The sequence below is a fragment of the Acinetobacter sp. YH12021 genome (assembly GCF_013420145.1).
Taxonomy (GTDB): Bacteria; Pseudomonadota; Gammaproteobacteria; order Pseudomonadales; family Moraxellaceae; genus Acinetobacter; species Acinetobacter towneri.
This window is the reverse complement of record NZ_VOYT01000001.1, coordinates 212642-237378: the sequence shown is the minus strand read 5'-3', so window position 1 is coordinate 237378 and position 24737 is coordinate 212642. Positions and strand designations below refer to the sequence as shown.

Genomic DNA, 24737 nt, shown 5'->3' with positions numbered 1-24737 from the left:
ACATGGAAATTATTGCAGCCGATAACACTGAACTATTGGCCCATATTCTAGGGGATATTCAGCAGCGTGATTATATCGACACGGTACGTGATGTGCAAAAGCAACTTTCAGAAAGTCCTGATGTAATCGATGTGCCAGTGCAGCATCACTTTGCACCAGGTGTGTATATGCGTCAGATGGATGCAGCAGCAGGCACATTGGTTGTCAGCAAGATGCACCGTACTGAGCACATGAATATTCTACTCAAAGGTTCGCTGACCGTGGCTACTGAAGATGGCATTCAATTGATGACTGCGCCATGCGTATTGAAATCTATGCCTGGCACAAAACGCATTGGTTATTTTCATGAGGATAGCAGCTGGATCACGGTGCATCCTACAGAAGAAACTGACTTAGAAAAGATCGAACAGCAGGTGATTGTGCCTGACGATGAGATTGATCAATTTCTTGCGTCACTTCCAAACCGATTAAAGGAGATTGAATAATGTCATGGGCAGCAGTAGCAGTCGTAACTACAGTGGCATCCGCAGCGTATGCAGGGTACACCAATTATGAAAACAACAAATACATGCAAAAGCAAGCCAATGCTGATGCAGAAGCACAATTGGCACGTGGTCGCTTAGAAGCAGAACGCATCCGAAAAGAAAAGGAGAAAGCGCAGTCAAGAGCACGTGCAGCAGCAGCGGAAAATGGTCTTGATGTGAATGAAGGCACTTCAATTGTGATTAATGATCAGATTGAACAAGACGCCAACTATGATGCAAATATGGCTGAAATTACAGGATACAACAGTTCTCAGCGACTCAAGGCTGAGGCAAGCGTACATGCAAAAAATGCACAAACTGCAATCGTATCTGGTGCGCTAAATACAGCCAGTTCTGGTATGAATTCCTATGGCGCAAATAAGGGGTGGAAATAATGGCTAGAATCCCGATGGGAAATTTTGGTAATGCGATGCCAGAGGTGGATCGAATCCAAATGCCACAGCGCAACACAGGACAATTGGCGCAGGCTGCAAAAAATCTTGGTGATTCTCTTTATGCTAGAGCAGAACAAAAAGACAAGCAGTTGCAGGAACAAGAGGTATCCGCTAAACGACTTGAGCTGTATCACAATGCTTTAGATGAGCAAGAGGCTAAAGTTAAGCTTGATGATGTGATGACTACTGAAATGTCAGAACAAGTCACCTTGCTTAAAAACGATGTGTCTAACGGTGCTATGACTGCAGACGCAGCCAGTCAGACTTTTAAGAAATGGTCAGATGAACGCTATAAGCAGCTTGAAAATGACATGCCTATGCATGCACGGCAAAACCTTAAAAACTATTGGGATGCCAATTCAACCAAACAGACACCAGGCTTTTTACCATTGCAGCTTCGTGCAGACGTTCAAAAGGGCGTGGTGCTTGCTGATCGTATAACCGATATTGCGACACGATATGAGCGCAAACAAGGCCGTGAATATCTTGAAACAAGCCTTGCAGGTTTAAACTTGCCCGAAGCAGATAAGCAGGCACGTTTATACAACTATGAAACCACACGTGATGTTTTAGATATTGATGGGCGTATCTCTGCAGCGGTTGAGAGCAATAATACAGCCGATCTACAGACGCTGGTATCTGATTTAGACAACGGCAAGTATGGCTACATTGATGGTCCAACAGTACAGCAAAAAAAGAACATGGCATTAAGCCGCATTGATGCGCTGAATAAACAAGCCGAAGTGCAGGAAAATAAGCGGGTGCAGGTCGCAGGCAAACTATTTAACGATTTTAAAACTCAAGTCATGACTGGTCGTGCATTAGATGATGACTATGTAAATAACGTGGGTGAGTCTGTCAAAGGCACAGAACATGAAGGTGAATATCAGTTTTACAAGCAGCAGTCTTTGAACTTTGGGCGTTTTGGTAAACTCAGTACAAGTGAGCAATTGAAGCTAATTAACGAACAAAAAGCCAAAGCCAAAAACAGCAAGTCAGCAGACCCAGCGACGGAAGAAAAGATTTTAGGCGTGTATGAATCTATCCATGCTGAAAAGCTTAAAACAGGACAAAACAACCCAAATCAGTTGGTGGCTGAGGCAGGGATTCAGGTCAATACAATTGAGCCTGCAGAATTGAAAACTAACCCTAAAGGCGCAGCACAAAAGATTGTAGATAACGCTACAAGTCAATTGGCGCTGAAAGATAACAATATCAAGCTTGCACCTATTTCACAGGAAGATTTACCAGACGCGAAAAAGGCTTTTGATGCCATGTCGGTGAATGACAAGCTGAATTTTATTGGTGGCTTAATTTCAGAATCTAAAGGCGTTCAAAGTGGCAATGCAATTTGGGGTGCAACTTTGGGGCAGCTTGGCGGTGGTGACTTGTCATACATCATGGCAGGCGTGGCTCGTATGAATAATTATAAGTCTACCCAAGGTGAAGATGTTGCAACTGCAATTATTAGCGGCACACAGGCGCTTAAAAACAAGCAATTGATTATCCCAAAGGATGACATCCTAAAACAAAAATTTAGTGAATATGTTGGAAATTCCGCATCAGGCAACACAGCAAATATGAATTTTGCAGCGTTTAAGTCTATCTATGCACACTTAACTGAGCGCAACGGCTATCAGCATAAAGACAAAGATGATTTTGATGAAGGGATGATGAACGCCGCATTAAGTATGGCTACTGGTGGCGTGTACGACCAAGGCAACTTTAAAAACACGGTGGGCGGAAAGATTGAAGACTGGAAAGTATCTAAGCCGTATGGCATGAATGACACTTTGTTTGAGGGGCATCTAGCCAAAGGCTATGCACAAATTGCCAAACAAACAGGTTTATCTGTATCTGATCTTGAGTCTTTGCGTTTACGCCGTTCAGATCGTCGCTCACCTAAAGGTGAAATTCAATACGACCTAATCAATGAACGTGGTAATCCGCTACAAGTTGGTGGTGTTGTGTGGCGAATCAATATTAAGGGAGCGACCAAGTAATGAGTAACTGGTTATCTGAGTTCTCAGGCGAAGAACAGCGCCAAGTTGATGAGCTAAACAAACAAGGTATCACAGGCAAACCGACACAGAAAAAAGAAGTGGGTTTATTTGATGGTGCTGCATCTTCACCATTTCGCGGTGCAGGTGCGGGCTTTGCTAAGGTTGCTGATACGATTGCCACGCCAATTGATGCATTATCTGATCGCCTTGCCTATACGTTTCAAGACGTGCATACCGATGAGTTTTTAGAGCCGTATTCTGCATACAAGGAACGCCAAAATAAAAAGCGTGATGACTTGGTTTATGGTGGTATCGAAGCATTAGAGGATAAGGAAAACACAGGCTTAGTCGGGAATATAGGTTTTAGTCTTGGTGACTATGCGACACGTGCTGTGATGGGTAGTGCGGTTGGTGGTGTACCAGGTGCAATTGCTGCAACAGGATTGTCTGAAACTGATTATGTTTATGGTGATTTGACACGGCAAGGCGTGGATGAAGCCACAGCCGCCAAAGTTGCTGTAACAGATGGTGCTATTGCTGCGGTATCGACAGCATTGCCTATGTCTTATGGTTTTAAAGGTACAGGTGGCATCATTAAAGATGGTTTGCTATCGATTGGTGGTGCAACAGCATTATCGCAAGGTGGGCAAGCTGTAAGTGGTGCGATTTTAGATTCTGCAGGATATGAAAAGCAGGCCAAAAAATACGAAATCACAGCCGAATCAGTCACAACCGATGTTTTACTGAATACTTTGTTTTTTGGGGCAGCACGTGGAGCAAGCCGTTATCTAAATGCAGATGCCACACCTGAACAAATTGAAGCACGTACTACTCAGCAGCAAGCCGCATTGATACTTAATGAAGCGGAATTTGACGATGCTGCAATTCCAGTCACACCATCCAATCCAATTCAGCATAACAACCATTTGGTGAATATGCGTGAAGCAACCGAGTCAATAAAAGCAGGTCGGCCAGTTAAAATTAACCGTGCCGTTGAGGGCGAAGAAAAGCAGAAGCCTATCAACTACAGCACTATGGCGATACCGACCAATGCCAAAACCATTGCACATAAAGCACAGCAGGCAGGCATTAATCCATCAGTAGCATTAACCATTGCACACATTGAAACAGGCGGTACTTTTGACCACACCATTCGCCCACCAAAGGGCAAGGATGGAAAACACATTTCATCGGCACATGGTTTATTCCAAGTTTTAGATAAGACTTGGAAGCAGCAAGGCGGTGGTGATCGAAATAATATTGATGAACAAATTCGCATGGGTTTTAAGCACATGCAGAATGCAGAAAAATACATCAAAAAACAGATTGGACGCGATCTGCAACCACATGAGCATTATTTAGGGCATTTGCTTGGGCCAGCTGGTGCAGTCAACGTTTTAAAAGCCGACCCAAATACACCGCTCATTGATATTGTGCGCAAGTACGACCCTAAAAATGCCAACGATATTGTGAAAAATAACGGTATGTCTGGTCTAACCGCAGGGCAAGCGATTCAAAAGTGGCAGCAAAAATGGAACACTTTAAGCGCGCGTTATGGTGGCAGTGGCACAAGTACGGTAATGGGTTTAGATGGCTCATCGTATGAAGTTGCTTTTGAAGTCAAATCACTTGGCGAACTGATTGCATCCAACGACCTTGCGTATGGTGTGAATCCGCTTTATCCAGCAGACTTGCAACCACGTGATCGTACCCGCGAAGCATCACGCCAGCAGATTGAAAACATGGCGAATGATTTACGTCCTGAATGGCTAGGTGAGTCGCCTAAGCTTTCCGATGGTGCGCCTATTGTGGGTATGGACAACGTAGTGGAATCAGGCAACGGACGTACTCTAGCCATAGGTAAAGCATACGAAAGCGGCAGAGCAGATGCCTATCAACAATTTGTGGCTGACTTTGCGGCATCACGCGGCATGGATATTTCAGGCATAGATCGTCCAGTTTTAGTGCGTACACGCTTGACTGATACTGACCGTGTGCAATTCACGCAACTAGCCAATCAAACCGATGTGGCGCAATTCAGCGCAACTGAGCGTGCCAAAACCGATGCAGACCGTTTGCCCGATACTTCACTAATCAAGCTCAATGCGGATGGCAATATCAATCTTGAGCAAAGCGTGGATTTTGTGCGTAGCTTTGTCAGCCAACTACCGAAGTCTGAACAGGCTTCTGTCATTACTGGTGATGGTCGCTTATCACAAGACGGCAAGCGTCGTATTGAATCAGCCATTGCACAACGTGCATATAACGACTCAGGTTTAATTGCCCGATTATCTGAAAACTTGGACGATGACAGCAAAACGGTACTGAATGCATTGTTGCGTGCTGCACCGCAATTAGCACAGCTGAATGACTTGGTGAAGCAAGGTGGACGGCATAGCAACACCTTAGCCGATGATTTAGCGCAGGCAGCGCAAAAGCTCAGTGATTTAAAAGCCAATGGTCAAACCGTGCCTGATTATCTCAGCCAAGGTCAGCTCCTCGAGGACGGTTTAAGCGATGGTGCAAAGCAGTTTTTAAACGTATTTGATAGCAATAAGCGTAGTGCTAAAGCTATTTCAGACAATATTCAATCTGAGATTGATCGCATCGAGGGGATGGGCGACCCACGACAAGGTTCGTTATTTGGGGATAGTCCAGAAGAACAGGCGGCATTAGATGTCATTTTGCAAAACCCTGATCAGGAGATTTCTGTAAGCCGTATGCGTCCAGATGGGGAAATGGAAGAAATCACAATGACCTTGCGTGAACGACTGGATGAACTGGAAGCCGAAGCAAAACAAGCAGAGCAAGATACACTTGCAGCACAAACAGCCATTAGTTGTGCTTTACAGTTTGGAGAATAATCAATGAAAGAACAATGCAAACAGGCTGTAGCCAAAGCACTCGGCAAAGCATCATTAAATCAACAAGAAGCACAGCAAATTGAGCAGCGCATCAAAGATGCAATGAAGTCCTTAGCAAAGCAGGATATGCAGGCATGGCGCAATTTGTCCGATGCAGACAAGCTCACCAAAGCAGGCGAGTTTGTGGCGCAAGATATTCAGGCGCAGTTAAAACGAAAGCATAAGATTGCTGCGCAAGATATTCTGACTCAAAACAAAAACCTTGCCTTACTAGATCATCCAACATTATCGGCTAGTGAAGTTGTAGACCGTATGGTGGCAGCGCATGGCGATATGTCAGGCATCCAGTCTATTGATTCTAAAGCACGTGCGATTGCATCTATTTACCGTGGTGATATGGTGGACTTTTACACCAACATCAAAGGCGGTTTAGGCGTATTTACCGATGCTGAATTGGTGCAGAAAATTGTCCGTGAACGCTTTGGTGACAGCACAGGCGACCCATTAGCCAAGCAGATCAGCGACAAAATGGGAGAAGTCTTTGAAAACATGCGCGAGCGATTCAATCGTTCAGGTGGTGACATTGGCAAGCTAGATGATTGGGGATTACCGCAGACGCATAGCCTAGAAAAGATCGTGGAAGCAGGCAAACAAGCATGGGTACAAAAAGCAGAAGGCTTAATCGACACTTCAAAATACGTGCATGAAGATGGCACATTTTATTCACAGCAAGAAATCCGTGAATTACTTGAATACTCATTCGACACACTAAGCAGTAATGGTGCAAACAAAACTGAAATAGGTCGTCAATCTTTTGGCGGTAATTCAAAAGTCACATCACGCCACAGTGAAAGCCGCGTGCTTCATTTCAAGGATGCTGAATCATGGATGGAATATCAGTCTGAATTTGGCGGTATGCCGTTTGTAGACTTGGTGGAAGCGCATATTAACGGCTTGTCTAAAGATATTGCATTGGTTGAAAATCTTGGCAGCAGTCCTAGAAATTCCATGCGCATTTTGATGGATGCTGCAGAACAAAAGGACTGGCAGAAAGGCATTGATGCAAATGATACAGGTAAGTCACGTAAACGTGCACAGACCATGTTTGATGAGTTTACTGGGCAGAACACACCACAATCCGAAGTATTAGCCAATTTAGGCTTGGCATACCGTTCAATGAATGTGGCATCTATGCTTGGTGGTACCACACTATCATCCATTACTGACCAAGCCATGATTGCTAAAACAGCACACATGCATGGCATTGCATTCCATAAAACTTTTGGTGAGCTGCTAACACAATTAAATCCAGCCAATAAGCAAGATCGGGAGCTGGCACACAGTTTAGGTTTAGCCACAGAAGAAATGCTTGGCAGCATTGCACGTTGGTCAGACGATGGATTGACTTCGGTGCATGGGAAGTCACAGAAATTGGCACGTGTATCCAGTGGTGTTGCCTCTCAGGTGATGCGTGTATCTGGTTTAAATGCTTTGACTGCGGCCAGTAAGGTTGGTTTTTCCAAAATGCTGATGGAGAAGTACGGACGTTTAAGCCGTTCAAAAGCGTGGGCAGACTTGGACGCTATAGACCGTGAGATGATGGAAAAAACAGGACTCAGTGAACGTGCATGGGAGGTAATGCGCTTGGCTGATCCAGTGGTAGACCGTAAAGGCAATCAATTAATGTCGGCACGTTCTATCTATCAAATTCCAGATGATAAATTAAAAGCCTTTGGTGATCCGCAAAAAGTACGTGACGAAATTGCTAGCCAATTCCAAGCGCACCTACTTGATGAGCAAGGCATGGCCGTTGTAGAAGCAGGCTTGCGTGAACGTACATGGATGAGCGCAGGGCAGAAAAAAGGCACGGCAATGGGGGAAATTCTAAAATCCATGCTGCAGTTTAAATCGTTCCCTGCATCGTTTTTAATGCGCCATGGTAGCCGAGCAATGAGCCAGCCAACATTACAAGGTAAAGCTGCTTATGGCATTTCAATATTTGCCATGACAACCTTACTCGGTGCATTGGTTGTTCAGCTTAAAGAGCTGTCAAACGGTAACGATCCGCAAACTATGTGGGATAGTGACGATCCACAAAAGACAATGAATTTCTTAACACGTTCAGCCATTCAAGGTGGGGGCTTGTCTATCCTTGGCGATATTGTTGTTGCTGGTACAGATACATCGGGGCGAAGTGCTACAGACTTCATGGTAGGCCCATTTGGTTCTGATGTTAAATCAATGCTTGGTTTAACCGTTGGTAACTTCACTCAATATTATGAAGGCAAGGACGCCAATGCAGCCAGTGAAGCATTCCGCTTGGTTAAAGGTAAGATTCCTGCGCAAAACCTTTGGTACACTAAGGCCGCAACAAACCGTTTAGTGTTTGACGAAATTCAGGATATTGTTGCGCCTGGTTATCGTGAAAAGTTATTGCGTAAAGCAGAACGTGAGCATGACCGAACACGTTGGTTAGGTGATGATTTTGGCGATATTCAAGCGCCTGATTTTGAAAAAATGGTTCAGTAATACTTTACCCAACAAACCACAATTTTATCCCCCGTATATATGGCTTATATGCGGGGGATTTTTTATGCGTGATGATCAAGTAGAACGAATTAAATTGCTGTCCGAAGAAATTGCGGACGACATGATTAGCACAGCCGCAGTGGCCATTGATACGACAGTGGAAACTAAAGTGGGCCGTGGTGACAAGGCTTTCTTGTATGGCATTGTGAAAAACCAAGCTGGGGTAATTGCCACTTTGCAGCGCGTACTTGATGTGAAGTCCGGGGCAATTCCACCGATCAGTGCAACTCAGGCCACACAGGAGAAATACGAACAGCAGTTAATTAAAAAAGCCGAAGAAGCAGCCGCAAAACTTAAACAACGCCTTAGCTAATGACCAACCCGAAGATTTCATTCTTAGCGTTCTTTCTGCTTTGGGCTGAGCTTCAAGGCTGGAAGGTACCGCTATTCCATGTTCAGGTCTGTATTTTCCTTGAGGTTTTCTACCTAAAGGGACGTACAGGCTTGCTCATGCTTCCGCGTGGGCATTCCAAGTCCAGTATTCTGGACGTGTTTAACGCCTGGGTAATTTACTGCTGGCCAAGCACTCAGATTTTGCATCAAGGCACAACGGACTCAGATGCTTATAAGTGTTCCAAAGGTACACGTGATGTTCTGGAACGGCACCCGCTATGCCAGGGAAACCCGAATACCGGTATTCGTCAGGGTGAAATTGAACGATGGTTCGTAAATGGTACGCCCGATGTGCGTTACGGCACCATGCTGGCCAAAGGGATTTTATCAGGCGTGACAGGCCACCGTGCGCATTTCATTCAAAACGATGACGTCGAAACACCTCAGACCACAGCCAATCCTGAACAGCGTGAAAAGCTGCCGAAGAAATTATCTGAACAGACGCACATTGCCATACCAGGTGCTAGAAAGCTTTGGATCGGCACACCGCATACGCACGATTCCCTGTATGAAAAAATCAAGAAGCAGCGGAAATTAGACAAATTAATTCTCAAGATGTTTGAACATGAAAAGCGTTTTGAGGATACACAGAAGGGCCAGAAAGTATTACTTGATTTTGCACCGGTGCATGCCTTCTCTGGTATTGGTACCGGGTCGAAATATCTTCATAAAGGCGAACATTACGAATGCCGAAAGAAAGGTAATGTCTGGGAAATTACCTTCTTAGAATCAAACTATGTTGTGGATTTCTATTCGAAAGGGCTTTGGGAAGAACGTTTCACGCCTGAAGAAATGGAATTTCGCCGTGAAGAATGTAAAACCCTGAATGAATGGGATTCACAGTATCAGATGCATGCCAAGCCGATTGGCGATGTGCGTCTTGATCCTGACAAGATTCTGGCCTATGACTGCGAACCGGTGCTGAAACGCGCCAATGGTGAATACTTCATGATGCTGGGTGAACGCCGTATTGTCGGCATGTCTGCTAAGTGGGACCCATCATCCGGAAAACTTAAATCGGATATTTCATCGGTTGCATTGGTGCTGCATGATGACCTGGGGAACAAGTACTGGCACAGATCCATTGCCTTGACTGGTCCCGATATTCTTACCAATGATAATGGTGAAATTGTTGGTGGTCAGGTATGGCAGCTTTGTGATCTGATTGAAGAATTCCATATTCCAAAAATTGTGATTGAGACTAACGGCATTGGTGGCTTTGCAGGCTCATCACTTAAAGCAGCTTTGAAGAAACGGAAACTTCGCTGTGGTGTTGAAGAACGTCATGCATCGCAGAACAAGAACAAGCGAATCCTGGAAAGTCTGGAAGGCCCATTAATGTCTGGTCTGCTTTGGGCACACATATCTGTGCTTGTGGTAACTGGTCCTAGCGGTGAAGAAGATTCACCAGAAGCAAAACAAATGCGCGAATGGAACCCAGCACTTACCAATCAGCCGGATGACTATCTGGACTCAGCCGCAGGCGCTGTCGTGGATCAGCCAGAACGCGTCGGAAAAATACACAGAACAAACGAAGTGAATGAAGGCCCTAATTGGAGGACAAACGGTGGCGTAGTTGAAGCCACTCTAGACTTTGAGAATTAGGGGTAAGTCATGGCAGTACAAGAGCAAACGCCGCTGCGAGAATACACAGCAAATGGGGTAACTACCTCGTTTGCATTAGGTTTTGATTGTGATAATCAAGACCATTTAATTGTACTGGTTGATGATATAGAGTCAGTTGTAGGTACCTGGTCTTTAAGCAGTGGTGCTGTGGTTTTTAATACTGCGCCTGAGAATGGTAAAAAGATTACCATTCAACGAAATACACCATTTAGTCGCACTACAGATTACCAATCCTACAATAATTCATTCCGTCCACCTGCGGTAAACAAGGACTTTGACTGGATTTGGTTAAAGCTACAGGAGTTGGGTGTTGCAGACTGGATTTTAAGTAATCGTATTGATGCACTGAAAAACTATGTGGATGATCGAGATGATGAGCTTCGCACCTATCTTTTGGAGGAGATTCGCAAGCAAGGTGTTGCTCTTGATCAGTTAGAAAATTATTACAATCATTTAATCCAGCGTCTTGCTAATGCTGCTATGGATGGTGGATTTGATACCAGTCTAGTTGCTGAAGGAACAACAGGTTTCTCCCAATCTCAAATTAATGCAGGTCTGTCATCTGTGGCAGAATTATTATCAATCGAAAGTCCGTTAAAAGGGATGCGTTTTTTTGTAAAAAGTCATCACAATGAGGATGCAGTTGCTTCTTCCGAGTTCTTGGGGAACGGTTGGTATGTTTATGATCCAAAACAAGCAAACATTAATAATGGTGGAACAGTCATTAATGGTTGGGTGTTAATTCCCGAAAACAATACGATCACACCATATCATTTTGGTTGGACAGGTCGTGATTTAGCAGCAGATATGGAGGCGTTTCAGAAATGTTTTGATGCTGTGAAGAATGGTCAGACCATCCGTTTCTGGCATACTTCACGTTTAGAAAAGCAAGTTGGTAAGCATACTGACATTTATGGTACTGAGGGTCGATCACTAGGTCGATTAACACTCAATGGTGGTCAGCCGTGTTTGATCATGCGAGCCAAGAAGAACGTAACTGTTATTCTTGATAGTGCTGAACTGTTTACAGAAACCGCATGTCAAGGCTTATTAGATTTGTACAAGTGCCATCGTTGCAAAGTGATTTCAGGAACACTAACTGGCGGTAACTATATTCGAGAGACAGGCGAGTATCAATTCCCACCTATCGACGGAACTACAGGACGAGCAGAAAAAGGCTATTCAGATAGTGGGTTTAATACAACAACATTAAGCCCTGATATTGGTGGTATGTCTAATAACATGGTCATTACCCAAAACGAAACATCTGGCGGATATGGTGGTCAATTTCCTCAATTTGATGGAACTACAGCACCAACATGGGGTGTTTGGCGTGGTGGTCAATTAGGTAATCACTCAGAAGGAATTCGTGTGATTGGTGGTTTTGGTAATGAAATTTTAGGCACAGAAATTCACGGATTCAACGGTTCAGCAATTCGATTGGGATTATTGCGTTCACTTGATGGTAAAGTTGATTATCCACGCATAAGTAATCCAGAATCTCGCGCTATTACTGCAAAGGGTACTAAGATTCGTGGCACTTATCTTCACAATTGCTATATTGGTGGCTGTCAATCAGACCGCTCTATTGATACGTATTTTAATGATTATAACATTGTTGAGGATATGGGACATCCAGACGCATCTATTGCTCATGAATACGTAGACCCTGGCTACGGATTCTCAACGTCTAGGGCAATGCCTAACTTCAAGATACACATCAACCATAACGCTTTCACCAACTGCTTCCGAAAAGGCATTGACTGCCATCAGGGTTCACAATTGCATATAGAAAAGAACAGTATCAAGGGAACTATGTTTCATGGGATTGGTATTGCTGTTGATGATGATTTTGCAGATACTTTCTATCAACCATACTTTGAGCATGTTGGTATCATTAAGGACAATGAAATCGAGTCTCACGATGTTGGTATTTTCTATGCAAACGGACAGTTTGGGCGAGGAAGGCGTGAAACTGCTAAAAAACGATGGGAGCGATTACATGTCAATATTACTGGTAATGTGATTAGATCAACCAGCCCATTCTTTTATAATTTTGCTCATAGTCCGTTTTATATTGCAAATAATACATTTATTTTTGCTGCACCATATGCATATCAAAAAGCCGTAGTGGGTAATAAGTGTGGTGTTTATATAGGCTCTTTTGCAAATCGTGGTTTTACATCAGGAGATGTGATTTCACATAACAAATTCCTCAACTCAAAAGACGGGAACTTTGCTTATGGTGTTTTTGTAGAGAATGGATCAAAGCAAACTAAAGCTATAAAAATTACTGAAAATCATTTTGATATTAGTCGATGGTATCAAAAAGACGGTGCAGACTCGATGTATGTCCATAATGATGTTGTCTATCGTTCAGGATTTTCAACTGCCCCCATTCAGTTTGGCGGTAACAACATTCCTCAAGATGTGGTAGTTGAAAATAATACTGTTTGGGATGATTTTAATCATGAGCTTGTCGCGTTATATGCAGGTGGTGGGTCGGGTTTAATTGCATACCCATTGATTGACGGGCATGGGCGAGTGACAGGTATTCAAGTGTTTGATGGTGGTAGTGGTTATTCACCGTCTACGGTATTTGTATTGAGGGCAAAGGGGAGATCGGCTGGGGCTACGCTAAATGCAACTATCGTAGATGGAGTTGTAACTGGCATTCAAGTTACGAATGCTGGTCGGTTCTATAGATCAAGCTATGGTTTAACTATACCGAGAGGTTTGGTTTCATACGATATGCGTCACGTTTCTGGTTCGAGTTGCTACGACAAAGGTATCGGCTCATCTACAGATACAGGATGTGTCCTTTCTGTCGTTAGAACAGATATGACCCCACCTATTACACCATTCTCCATAGAATCAGGTGTACGCTGGATGAACACAACAAAAGAAGGTCAGTATGCTATTCATAGCGGTGGTGTACGTGGTGGTACTTTGAGTTTCTGGATTGAGGTATCTTCAACTACGTCAGCAGGGGGACGGGCACTTGCCCTACCAGTTGATAGTCTCGATGAATCTAGTAACGCAGCTGCAGCAATATTAGCAAATGTGAGTACAACTGGGTTTACTGTATCAGGGGTATATGTAGATAATGAGCTTAGCACTGGGCAGACTCTAAGCTTTGATACTCCATATCTGATTACATTAAGCTCTGCTGAGTTGAGTGGGGCGAGTATATTATTTGGGTCTAATGCTGATTTTACGGGCGCATTTCTAGATGCTAAATATGCATTCATTGAACTTCATCGAGGTTATACATACTCAGCGAACGAGGTTTCAGATTTGTTTGAAATGAGACGATCAATGTTCGGTAAGTAATAGAAAAGCCGTGCTGGATTTAATCTGACACGGCTTTTGGATCATTTAATTCCAAATAAGAATCTAGTTATTTTGAATATCTTTAAAATTTTAAATATTAAAAATGAAATAATGAACGTTAAAGTACATATAAAAAAGAATGAATATATGCTTGAGTTAAAATTTTGTGCATAAGGCTCAATTATGAAAATTATTGGATAGTGAACCATATAGACAACTAATGAGCTATCAATCAAGAATTTAGTAACTTTTGAACTGCTCTTATTGATTGATAGAAAGAATATAAAAATATATAAGCTTAATGATAATGATAAAATATTGTTGATTGATATATTTAATATCTTGAAGTAAAAGGAATTAATAAGATCATGTTGCTGATAGCTTAAAATTTGAAGTATTGTAGCGACTATAAGACTAACTGCTGCTACTAGAAATGCTGGCTTTTTTAAAATTGAAAAATAATTTTTATCTTTATGTATGTATAAATAATATCCAATCGTGAAATATGGAATATAGTATACGGTTTTATAAATAAATATAAAATTTAGATCGTTAATTATGGCTGGTAGGTATTTTGTTATGACTATAAAAGGGATACTAATAAAAGTTACTATTAAAGATAATGTTAATGTGCTTCTAAGGCTTATACTTTTTAATATATTTTGATATCTATCGGTAATTGATATTCCTGAGAAAATTAGAAGGGTGATTAAAAACCAAAAATGAAGAATAATATTTTTTAAAGTGAAATTTTCTTCATTTAATAATATGAATGGTATTGATATAAGCAAAATGCCTGTTATTAAGGGTATTAAGACCCTATCAATCCTATTTTTAATATAGTAATTTCTGTTTTTTTTAACTAAAACCATACTAGATAAGAAACCGCAAAGAATAAAAAAGGTTTCCATTCTAAAAGAACTAAGAAAAAACTGAAGATAAGATATCAACAAACTTGTATCGTATAGTTCGATATATTTTTCACTTGCTGATACCGTAAAGAAATATGCAGCATGAACCACAATACCAAGTAGCATCATTAAAGCTCTAAGTGTATCTAGACCGTAAAATCTCATTTAAATAGATCTACTAAAAAATTTTAATTGATTATAAGTATTTTACTTAAAAAATCATTAGCTAATTACACTCAACAAACCACCACCAACCCTGATCTTTAATAAGGTCAGGGTTTTTTATTACCAAATTTTAGGGGGCGCAAGTGAATGAGCCGAGTGCATCGCTTTGGAAAAAATTAAATGAGGTATCGGATCGACTGCAACGCGTATCCGAACAATTGATTGAAGCAAATGCGATTAACAAAAGTTATCACCAAGCACTAGAGCAGCAGCGCATTAAAGTTGAAGTGCTAGAGCAAGACAATCACAAAGCGCAGGGTGCAATTGGAATGCTCAAATGGGGCTTAGGGATTCTTATTAGCATCGCAATTTCAGGCGGCAGCTGGGCTGTAACTTCTATTAACCAACTTAAACAAGATGTAGCCATTGTTCAAAGTCAGCGAGAGGATAAAAAACAATGAAATTTATTCAAGAAAGCGCATGGCAATATTTGTCTGTAAAACTTCCAGCTTGGGGGGCATTTATTTTTGGTGTGTTGCCTGTGCTAATCCAAGAGGGTGTGAACACTCAGTTGATAGCACCGCAGTATCACGCCATGCTTTTAACTGTAGTTTTGCCTGCACTAGCATTGTTCGGCAAAAAAAAATATCAGCCCGAATTGCATCCTGAACCAACCGTTTTAGGCTTCGCAAATCTTCCAGTTGATTCTATTACTTTTGATGAAGCATTTAAGCGATTAATCGGGCATGAAGGTGGTTACAGTACAGATCGTCGTGATCCAGGCAACTGGACTGGTGGGCGTGTTGGTGTAGGCACCTTAAAAGGCACTAAGTTTGGCCTAGCTGCAAATACATACCCTAATCTTGATATTAAAAATCTCACACTGGCGCAGGCTAAAGCGATTTATAAAAAAGATTGGTGGGACAAACTTGGGGCAGATGGCATGCACTCGGCAATCGTGTTTCAGTTGTGGGACTTTGCGATTAATGCAGGGAAAAGTCGAGCGATTAAAGAATTACAGCAAGCAGTTGGTGTGCCTGCGGACGGCATCATTGGGCCACAAACTTTAGCAGCTGTGAATGCGCATGACTTGAACGATGTAATTTTAAGTTTAACCGCAGAGCGTTTAAAGTTTTACACCAGCCTGAGCACATTCAAAACATACGGCAAAGGCTGGACTAATCGGGTAGCAGACAACTTGAAGTACGCGGCTCAGGATAATTAAAAAAAGCCCTCAAGTGAGGGCTTTTTAATCCATCTAAGCGATGGTTTAGACTTATTAACTCAAAAAGAGCTAGCAAGTGTTAATTTCTAAACCACCTATGCGGTGGTTAATCATTAATCTACATAGCTACGCGAGAAATGTCAAATTTTCAGTACCGTGTGCCGAAACTTGTATATATCTCGCTTTCTGAGATCGATCAACATACAGACGTCTTGCGCTATTTTTCATGCTTTGAATACTGCAAGTGCGATTAAGTCGAGATGGCGCTGCATATACAACCGCTTTATTTAAATAATCTAGCTGGTTTTGCAATTCAGCAATAAAGCTAATGTTTTCGTCTTCGCAAGTTTGTAGAACAGATTGCCAGTTTTCTACTGATTTTAAGCTATGTCTTTCTTGCGAAAAGCGCATGTGTGCAAATGCGCCAGTGGCTTTTTGATTATTTAAATAATTAAAACAATCATTAATCGTTGGCACCATTTTTCCGTTATAAAAATCAAGTTTGATTTCAACGTCTTTAAATTTAATCACAATGTAATTAATATCTCCACTTCGATAATCTTCAACAATCTCCAAAATTTCAAAATGAGAGTTGATAATTGACTCATCAATGTCAATAGCACTTAAAAAATCTTTTTCTAAATGCTTTGGTAGATGAAAGTTTTTGTGATACTCAAGTGTTTCCGTGATGTACTTTTCACTGTAATGTGATGATTTTGAAAGAACATGAAGCCACTTGCCACCATGTTTCTTTCTTAATTCTGCGATTAATGTTGCTGGCATCATGATTCAATCCTCTTGTTCTTCTGTGTTTTCTTCAATATCTGAAAAATTAATATTCTCTTGAAGATAGTTTTTAATGTCGTTGTAAGTTACATCTGAATCTTCAAGAAAGTCACTAGCTTCACGTCTTGCTCTATTAAACCCATACATGCCATCCACATATTCAAAAGAATAAAAAACAACATGGTCTCTATATACACACTGCTCTGAAACATAATCGTAAATCGAGAACCAAATTCTATTTCCTTTTTTTGACAAATAAATGCGGTATGTTTTTTTATTTTTCGTAAAAACTAGAACATTTTGTTTTTTAATATATCGACCATGAAATTCCTGAGCCAACTCATCAAGCAATTCAAATTTTACTTTCACTAAGACACCAAGGTCATTGCCAACTTTTTCAGGCACTGGTGATTCACCGCTCAACCAGCGACGCATGGTTCTATCATTTACATCAAGTGCTTTTGCTAGATCGGTTTGAAACTGAGTACCAAAAAGTGCCATGCCGTATTTAACTAGATCTTCTTTAGTTAGCGTTCTCATGTTGTGCTCCAGTTGGGGTTTTCACCCCGTTTTGAATTAAGCGTAGATTTTGCAGAATTTGTCGAACTTAGTTTCTGACATGAAGATTTTAGTTTTGATTTTCTTTTCCATTGCTGCGACAACTTTTAAAGTCACAAACTCAACAAATAACTGGTCTTCAGTTTCAATAACAATTTCAGAAGAATTAAGGTCGACATATAAACCTTTTTGACCAAAAGCAGGAGAGAAGTAAATGCGATGATGTTCGCCTTTTTCCCACTCTTTACCACCTTTGTTTAAAAGCAATTCGCGTGAAACTTTAGCCACTTCTACAGATGCGTTTGCGTAAGCAAGTTTTAAGCAGGCTGCAAAAGTAACAGCGTAGCAGTCGCCTTTTTTATTAATAGCTTTTGCTGCTTCGTGAGCTTGTTTGAAGATTGTTTTGCGAGATAATTTGAAAGTTTTCATTTGGTAGCCCTTTAGCTTTTAGACATTGCCTTATGCCCTGTCTGTAGTATTATAATGCCCTAAAAATAGGGCAAATGCAATAAGTATGATGATTTATTTTTATTCTGCCGACGAACGGCAAACCCTACGCAACAAGGCGTGTTGGGGTTTGCTGTTTTAGAATACATTAAATTATTAAAATGTGGATAACCTACCTTTTTATGAGCATACGAATCACGCACAAAGAAACGGAAATGGGGATTGATTTTTATTTATGCGTTACAGTTTGCGTTACACATACTTTTATTAGTTTATTATTTAATATAAATCAACAATATAAGAATTATATTATATGCACGCTGAGCGCACCATTTCCTTGTTTGATCACATCCGAATTAATCCTAATATTATTAAAAATTAATAACTTATATCTACTTATTGTCCGATAATGTCCGAGGGCGTTTTAGGATACCGTAATCTTTTACGGTATTTTTTACGGTACATTCCATTTCTGACAAAAATATACCGTAAAAATGCCTAGATTAGTTATCAGTCTGACTGACTCAAAAATTAAGTCTGCAATATCAATGCAAAAGAAATCATTTGAAAAGAATATTAAGCTTTCAGATGGTGGTGGCCTTTATCTATTGTTAGATAGAAAAGGTGGGGCATATTGGCGTTTTGATTATATTCGCCCAATCTCTAAGAAAAGAGCCACTATAGCTATCGGTATTTATCCAAGTTGTACATTGGCCAGAGCTCGCGCAAAACGAAGTGAGTTTAGAGAACTGCTTGCGCAGAATATTGACCCAGCAATTCAAAAGCAAGATAAACAGTCCCAATGTCGAAATAATAGTTTTAGATCAGTAGCAGATGAATACCGTAAGACTGAAGAGCTGGAACCAAGTACACAACGTCGGAATCAGTTTATCTGGGATAAGCTTTATGTTGCTATTGGTGAGTTCCCCATTGATTCGATAACAGCCACTCAAATTTTGGAAGTATGCCGTCTTTATGAAAGACAAGGTAAGACTGACTCAGCAAAGCGAATGAGAAGTAAAGCATCTCAGGTGTTTCGGTATGCGATTGCTTTGGGTTTATGTCAATTTAACGTTGCTGACCAAATTAGCGGTATTTTGAAGGTGGGTAAAACTAAGCATCGAGCGGCTATTACTGATGAGCAAAAGCTAGGACAACTATTAAAGAATATTAATACACATGCAGGTCGTGGGGATATTGCTATTGATTATGCAGTCAAAATCTTACCCCATGTATTTGTGCGTCCTGGAGAATTACGTGCAGCAAAATGGGCAGATATCGATTTTAAAAATAGAACATGGAGTTATACACCGCCTAAGACCAAAAATCAGACAGCCCTACAACATATTGTTCCTTTGTCTGATCAAGTCTTGAAGCTGTTCCAAGAATTGTATTGCATTACTGGATATACCGAATATTGTTTTGTGTCTATGCGAGATAAAACGAAAACCATCAGTGAATCAACTATTAATAAACGATTGAAACAATATGGTTTTGAAAATGGTGAGACAACAGGGCATGGCTTTAGAGCTACGGCAAGAACTTTATTAGATGAAGTTCTAAAATTTCCTATTGAACGTATAGAACAACAACTTGCACATCAGGTTCGCGATATGCATGGTCGAGCGTACAACCGTACTAAGTATTTGGAGGAGCGTTCAGTGATGATGCAAGCATGGTCTGATTATTTGGATCAATTAACGCATAAAAATGTAGAGTAATTAATTTAATAAATATTAGTAAGTTATAGTTTCAGTTAAGTTGACGCCACCTCCACCAAAATTCTTTCCGAAGTAATCCATCGGAATCTAAAAAAGCCTTTAAACTCAATGTTTAAAGGCTTTTTTATTGGCTGTATTGTCCGACTCTGTCCTAAGCTGTTTGACCCTATTTTTGCTTTATTAGGGTCAAAATTGGGACAATTTGACCCACTAAATAAGTTTAATTATGTGGGACAAAGATATGTCGCTTACTGATGTGCTGTGTAAAAAAGCATTACCGCAGGAAAAACAGTACCGCCTTTCTGATATTAATGGTCTGTCTTTACGAGTCGATCCGAATGGCAAAAAATATTGGTCTATCAGATACACGGAAAATGGACAAAGGAAGTCCAAAGCATTAGGTATCTATCCTGAGCTAAGTTTAAAGCGTGCAAGGGAGATCGCGCTTGATCTGAGATATAAACTCAAAAATACAACTGAGGTCGAGCAGGAGCAGCCTTATTTTAAGGAAGTCGCAGAGGATTGGTTCAATAATCAAAAAGAAACCTGGTCATCCAAACATATTAGTAATGTTCGAGCTTCCTTGGATGAGCTTTATATTGCTCTTGCTAATAAGCGTATTAATCAGATTCAGGCACCTGAGATTCTGCAGATCATTAAGAAAATTGAGGCAAGAGGCTCGCTTGAAATTGCAAAACGTACCTTATCTCGTTGCGGCATGGTCATGAAATACGCTATTGCCCATGGATACCGCTATGACAACCCGGCAGGTGATTTAGTTTATGCCCTCAAGAATAAACGGGTCAAAAACTTAGCTTCGCTTTCGGCCTCTGAAATGCCTGAATTTTTAAGAAAGGTAAGAGCATACCCAAGTGATGCTCAGACACATCATGCGATTATTCTGATTATGCTGACAGGCGTTCGGGTTAGTGAGTTGCTGCAAGCACGCTGGGAAGAATTTGATCTGGAAGGACGTAAGTGGGATATCCCTGAAGAGCGTATGAAGAACCGTCTTCCGCATCGTGTACCGTTGACGGACATGATTATTGCTGAGCTAAAGGCTTTGAGGCTTACTCATAATCAGGAACTGTTATTTCCACATCGTTTAAATAACAAAGAATCAATGCGTAGTGAGTCTATTTTGGCTGTGATCAAACGTTCAGGCTATACGGGACGAATGACCACACATGGTTTTAGATCTCTATTCAGTACTGTCGTAAATGAATCGAATCTGTTTAATCCAGATGCCATTGAGCGCCAGCTTGCTCATGTGCCGCAAAATAGAATTCGCTCGGCCTATAACCGAGCGCAATATTGGGATGAAAGGGTAAGGTTGATGGAGTGGTACGGGGAGCAGGTGAGGGAATGGATGGCTCAGTAAAGAGCCCTCCCTTCATCATCACACATTTCAAGTAAATACGATTCATTAATTAATTCTTCAAGTATTTCGCTCTCACTCTTGTTTTTAAAGAGCGCAAGTTTTTTTAGATTTCTTTTCGCTTGTTTTGTGAGAGGTAAGTGGTGTTTTGTCTTGGTTTTTCCCGCATCTCTAAATTTTTGTTGGCTCCACGATTTTGACATTCTTTGAAGTAATAGTTTTTTTTCTTTTGTATCAAGGGATAGGGAGTCTAAAGAGGAGGTAATAATAATAGATGGTTGATCCCTTAAGCTAAAATTTCCCAAAAATAAACTTAGTAGCAAGTTTTTAGATTCGAGATATTTAATGATCCAACTTGTCTGGTGTGAATTTTTAAAATCTATCCATTTAAGATCATTTTCAGGGGTGGCGTTGTGTTGGTAGTTGTGCATGTACATGAATAAAAAATTTATTTTCTCTCTAATCGATTTGTTAATGGTATCTATCGTAAATTGCAAATACTCGTATAGATTCGTGTTTGGTAATCCTTTAGTTCCCTCAGGTAAATGCTTATGTAATAAAAAGACTATTTGTCTTAAATCATTAGACTGAAGATGGTTAAAGCATTCTTCATCAATCAAATTTTCCATTAGTATTGAATTTAATTTATTCAGATCAATTTCAAAAAAATCAATTTGATTTCTTAATTGAGATATTTTTACGTGTTTATTTAAGTTGTTGATAAATATAAATTGATCTTTGTTACAGATTTTCAAGTTATAGCATAAAAAGTTAAGTTGCCTATTTGAGCATTCATATAACTTTTTTTCCAATAGGTCTGAATACTTAAAGTGCACTGCCATGATACAAAATTCCTTGTTGATAATGATACTTTTATCCTTTTTTTTAAAAAAAATAAAGATATTTAAGGAATATTTAAATATTATTTTGGTGATATTTTAGTGATATTTTAGTGATATTTTAGTGATATCTTAATTATCTATTTAATATTAAATCAAATACTTATGTTATTTTTTTTATTTTTTTTGGGTAAGCATCCGGCTAACACAGCCTTACCAAGCGATCCTATAAGCCTTAATTTAGTCCCCACCTAAAAACAAGTGGGGACTTAATCCATGAACACGGATATATATTCAGCAACACCTCCTGTTGCTAAAAAACGCAGAACATACAGCAAAGAATTCAAACTCAGTATTGTCAATGCCTGCAAAAATCCTAATACCTCGATCGCTTCGGTCGCACTGCAACATAGTATTAATGCCAACCTTGTCAGTCGTTGGATCAGGATCTTCAGCCATCATGATGGTGCCGTGCAGGATCCTACTCATGTGAATCCAGCATTTATTGCTTTGCCTTACACTGCTGCAATCAGCCAACCTATTGATGAGAGGATCACGTTGTGTATCACCGTGCCTCATACGAATAATGATATTCAGCTAAAATGGCAGACATCAGAAATACCTGCCTTGGCAGAATTACTCAAGGCACTGGCAACATGATCCGCATTGATGAAATCTGGTTGTCTACTCAGCCCATGGACATGCGTGCAGGTATGGATACGACCATGGCTCAGGTGGTGAGAGCCTTTGGCTACATCAAACCATAATGTGCCTACCTTGTTTTGTAATAAGCATGACTATCATATGAAAGTCGTGGTGCATGATGGACAGGGGGCTGGCTGTGTGCCTGGCTGCTAGTTACTAGAATAAAGTAAATTTCACTGGGCTAAAGTTCACCAGATTGAAATAGTGGCGATTAGCTCGGAGCAGTTACAGCCCTTGATCCTGGGGTTGCTCTGGCAGAGAATCGCATTACAGCGGAGGGTGAATATGCTCTAAATCAGTCTATTCAGCCGTCCTCCAAACCTTCTATCTGCCAAACAATGCGGTCACTACTGGGTCTGCCTTAAATCGGTCATCAAAGAAATGGCACAGCCGCTATATTCTGAAGCTAAGTCATCGGGTATGGAAGCGTCCGCTAATATTTAGATCTACTACTTGTACTACGCAAAGGAGTACATAATTTTTGAATATTAAGGAGGGTATAACCGGGTGCTGAATTGCGCCTTCGTAGAGATTAGGCTGTGTGTTGGAAAGCTCATATGCATGGTTCCTAGGTTCGCGTAGGTAATTACGTCTGATGATCTAACGATCAGATACGTCCCTGTTGCTCTGCATTAACTGCAGCTCATGGGGCGTAGAACTAGTTGTTTGTTGCTCACTACAAAGTGGTCAGCTAGTGGCGAATATCATGACCTTGATTCAGTCAGTAAAACTGAATGGGCTAAGTCCCTATGCCTATTTAAGTGATGCGTTGAAAAGGTTGCGTACACATAATTGGCAACTATTTTGACACCACATGAGGTTAACCAAACGCTTGTCTTAAAAAGTTAACTTTAGCTTCAAAAAAATTATGAATGACAAGGATGAGCTGGGTTGCCTTTCTTTTGATCGTTGGCCACCCCGTGTTCTTAAGCTATTCTCTTAATGGGTTTTTATAATTATATATTTAATTTAATAAGAATTTAAAAATATCTAATCTATTCATTTTCTTACATAGAGCTTTACCATTGAACTGGTCTCACTGCTTATGGCTAGCAGTGATAGATAAGAAGCTCATAAAAAAATACATAGCATGCTTAGGTATGATTAATAACCTAAGCGTGATGAGCATGTTTGATACTTCATTATTTTACAATGAGTCCTATGTGATGACTCAAATTGATCTTTTTATAAGAAAAATCCCTTACCAAGGGATTTTGTTAAAAGAGTTCAGGAAAACTCTGTCTGAATTAATTGTACCCTTTAAATTTCATGATAAGCCAGGACTATCTTATTGCCTATCTATTCGAATATTTTCTGATATAGTTGCTTTAATTGATAGGAGGTTAGAAGCAGATGGGTTTGGTATAAATTATAATATAATTATATACTTAGATGATAATTTAACTAAAGCTCTTATTGGGATTATAAAGGACCAAGGATCTGCGCTGAAGGCAGATACAGAAAAGTTAAAAAGACAGGAAGTCTTGAACCGTGAGTCTTTAAAAGAATATGTAAATCAACTCACACAGCATTATGCAAAATTACTTTTTGTGAGAGTGGATCTTTATTTTGATGAGGAGGGAGCAATAGACGTATCAATGGTTGAATATGCTCAATATATGAAAACCTTGAGAAATAGAATATCCAATAAGGATGGTTGTTTTTCTGATTTACAGGGATATGCCTGGGCAGTAGAGCAAGGCGAGCAGCGAGGATACCATAGCCATTTACTTCTTATCTACGATGGTCACAAGCATCAAAATGACTGCTACTTAGGTTTAGAAGTGGGTGAGTGTTGGCAGAAGCTTCTCAATGGAAAAGGGACTTTTTTTACATCCAACCATCCGGATTATAAAGCCAAATTTAGAGATGTTGGTTCTTTGGGAGTGGGAATGATTCATCGTAATAATGTCAGGGAAGTAGCTAATGCAATCAATGCGGCAATGTATCTCGTGAATCCTGAGAAAACCAATCAATTTTTAAAAGTCAAATTACCTAAAATGAAAACATTTGGGACAGGTCAATTTAATGTTAGCTGGAGAAGAGGAATCTAAAGCTAAATTATTTCAAATATATAACATCACTATGAATGTCATGGCTCTTTTACTTTGAGCTATTAAATCAATGAATTTTAAGCCTGTTTTCAAAAGCAGGCTTTTTCGTTATTTGGAGCTATATATTATGAAACAATGCCCATCTTGTAATTCTAGTCAGA

General features: G+C 40.5%; 19 protein-coding genes and 1 pseudogene. 15 read left to right on the top strand and 5 right to left on the bottom strand.

Translation table 11 applies throughout. The annotated features are described in order from the left end of the window. The first annotated feature begins 2 nt into the window (after positions 1–2). The 8 genes from FTT91_RS01040 to FTT91_RS01005 all read left to right on the top strand — a co-directional run bounded on the left by FTT91_RS01040 (position 3) and on the right by FTT91_RS01005 (position 13787). On the top strand, positions 3–485 hold the full coding sequence (locus FTT91_RS01040) for a hypothetical protein (protein ID WP_180168806.1): 483 nt from the start codon (positions 3–5) through the stop codon (positions 483–485). After that, a complete protein-coding gene (locus FTT91_RS01035) occupies positions 485–919 on the top strand; it encodes a hypothetical protein (RefSeq protein WP_180168805.1) in 435 nt (144 codons plus the stop codon). The genes FTT91_RS01040 and FTT91_RS01035 overlap by 1 nt, the downstream gene beginning before the upstream one ends. Continuing rightward, on the top strand, positions 919–2982 hold the full coding sequence (locus FTT91_RS01030; RefSeq protein ID WP_180168804.1) for a methyl-coenzyme M reductase: 2064 nt from the start codon (positions 919–921) through the stop codon (positions 2980–2982). Before FTT91_RS01035 ends, FTT91_RS01030 begins: the two co-directional genes overlap by 1 nt. After that, positions 2982–5846, top strand: a complete 2865-nt coding sequence (locus FTT91_RS01025; protein WP_180168803.1) for a lytic transglycosylase domain-containing protein — start codon at positions 2982–2984, stop codon at positions 5844–5846. The genes FTT91_RS01030 and FTT91_RS01025 overlap by 1 nt, the downstream gene beginning before the upstream one ends. 3 nt (positions 5847–5849) lie before the next feature. Continuing rightward, a complete protein-coding gene (locus FTT91_RS01020; protein ID WP_180168802.1) occupies positions 5850–8375 on the top strand; it encodes a hypothetical protein in 2526 nt (841 codons plus the stop codon). A gap of 64 nt (positions 8376–8439) precedes the next feature. Further along, complete coding sequence (locus FTT91_RS01015; protein WP_180168801.1) at positions 8440–8748, top strand: hypothetical protein; 309 nt, start codon at positions 8440–8442, stop codon at positions 8746–8748. Further along, positions 8748–10433 carry a phage terminase large subunit gene (terL, locus tag FTT91_RS01010; protein WP_180168800.1) on the top strand — a complete coding sequence of 562 codons (1686 nt, stop codon included), beginning with the start codon at positions 8748–8750 and terminating at the stop codon, positions 10431–10433. The genes FTT91_RS01015 and terL overlap by 1 nt, the downstream gene beginning before the upstream one ends. A gap of 9 nt (positions 10434–10442) precedes the next feature. Continuing rightward, positions 10443–13787 (top strand): right-handed parallel beta-helix repeat-containing protein, encoded by a 3345-nt coding sequence (locus FTT91_RS01005; RefSeq protein WP_180168799.1) that lies wholly within the window; start codon positions 10443–10445, stop codon positions 13785–13787. A gap of 41 nt (positions 13788–13828) precedes the next feature. Here FTT91_RS01005 and FTT91_RS01000 read toward each other — a convergent pair whose 3' ends face one another. Then, entirely contained in the window at positions 13829–14863 is a 1035-nt protein-coding gene (locus FTT91_RS01000) for an acyltransferase family protein (protein ID WP_257229559.1), read from the bottom strand. A gap of 143 nt (positions 14864–15006) precedes the next feature. Here FTT91_RS01000 and FTT91_RS00995 point away from each other — a divergent pair, with 143 nt between their 5' ends. Together FTT91_RS00995 and FTT91_RS00990 are read left to right on the top strand one after the other, a co-directional pair. After that, a complete protein-coding gene (locus FTT91_RS00995) occupies positions 15007–15324 on the top strand; it encodes a hypothetical protein (protein WP_120365335.1) in 318 nt (105 codons plus the stop codon). Between the two features lie 248 nt (positions 15325–15572). Further along, positions 15573–16088 carry a glycoside hydrolase family 108 protein gene (locus FTT91_RS00990; RefSeq protein ID WP_180168900.1) on the top strand — a complete coding sequence of 172 codons (516 nt, stop codon included), beginning with the start codon at positions 15573–15575 and terminating at the stop codon, positions 16086–16088. Positions 16089–16214: 126 nt separating this feature from the next. Here the strand turns inward: FTT91_RS00990 and FTT91_RS00985 are convergent, their stop codons facing one another. The 3 genes from FTT91_RS00985 to FTT91_RS00975 are packed head-to-tail and all read right to left on the bottom strand — an operon-like array spanning position 16215 to position 17861. Continuing rightward, positions 16215–16874, bottom strand: a complete 660-nt coding sequence (locus FTT91_RS00985; protein ID WP_180168797.1) for a hypothetical protein — start codon at positions 16872–16874, stop codon at positions 16215–16217. 3 nt (positions 16875–16877) lie between these two features. Next, positions 16878–17414 carry a hypothetical protein gene (locus tag FTT91_RS00980; RefSeq protein WP_180168796.1) on the bottom strand — a complete coding sequence of 179 codons (537 nt, stop codon included), beginning with the start codon at positions 17412–17414 and terminating at the stop codon, positions 16878–16880. Between the two features lie 36 nt (positions 17415–17450). After that, positions 17451–17861, bottom strand: coding sequence for a hypothetical protein (locus FTT91_RS00975; RefSeq protein WP_180168795.1), 411 nt, complete (start codon positions 17859–17861; stop codon positions 17451–17453). Positions 17862–18373: 512 nt separating this feature from the next. Here FTT91_RS00975 and FTT91_RS00970 point away from each other — a divergent pair. Both FTT91_RS00970 and FTT91_RS00965 read left to right on the top strand, forming a co-directional pair. Next, the gene (locus tag FTT91_RS00970) at positions 18374–19600 is read left to right on the top strand and encodes an integrase arm-type DNA-binding domain-containing protein (RefSeq protein ID WP_180168794.1); all 1227 of its coding nucleotides are present in this window, start codon (positions 18374–18376) and stop codon (positions 19598–19600) included. Positions 19601–19841: 241 nt separating this feature from the next. Then, entirely contained in the window at positions 19842–20981 is a 1140-nt protein-coding gene (locus FTT91_RS00965) for a tyrosine-type recombinase/integrase (protein WP_104853241.1), read from the top strand. On the opposite strand, the gene FTT91_RS00960 is transcribed toward FTT91_RS00965, so the two are convergent. Continuing rightward, entirely contained in the window at positions 20975–21820 is an 846-nt protein-coding gene (locus tag FTT91_RS00960) for a hypothetical protein (protein ID WP_104852228.1), read from the bottom strand. The two genes, FTT91_RS00965 and FTT91_RS00960, sit on opposite strands and share 7 nt — an antisense overlap. A 273-nt stretch (positions 21821–22093) precedes the next feature. Here FTT91_RS00960 and FTT91_RS00955 point away from each other — a divergent pair, with 273 nt between their 5' ends. The 3 genes and pseudogenes from FTT91_RS00955 to FTT91_RS00945 all read left to right on the top strand — a co-directional run bounded on the left by FTT91_RS00955 (position 22094) and on the right by FTT91_RS00945 (position 24576). Further along, positions 22094–22477: a transposase gene (locus tag FTT91_RS00955; RefSeq protein ID WP_180168793.1), complete on the top strand. Its 384-nt coding sequence runs from the start codon at positions 22094–22096 to the stop codon at positions 22475–22477. Between the two features lie 718 nt (positions 22478–23195). After that, a pseudogene (locus FTT91_RS00950) lies at positions 23196–23330 on the top strand (transposase domain-containing protein); the annotation flags it as partial. 358 nt (positions 23331–23688) lie between these two features. Next, complete coding sequence (locus FTT91_RS00945; RefSeq protein ID WP_180168792.1) at positions 23689–24576, top strand: inovirus-type Gp2 protein; 888 nt, start codon at positions 23689–23691, stop codon at positions 24574–24576. The last annotated feature ends 161 nt before the right edge of the window (positions 24577–24737 follow it).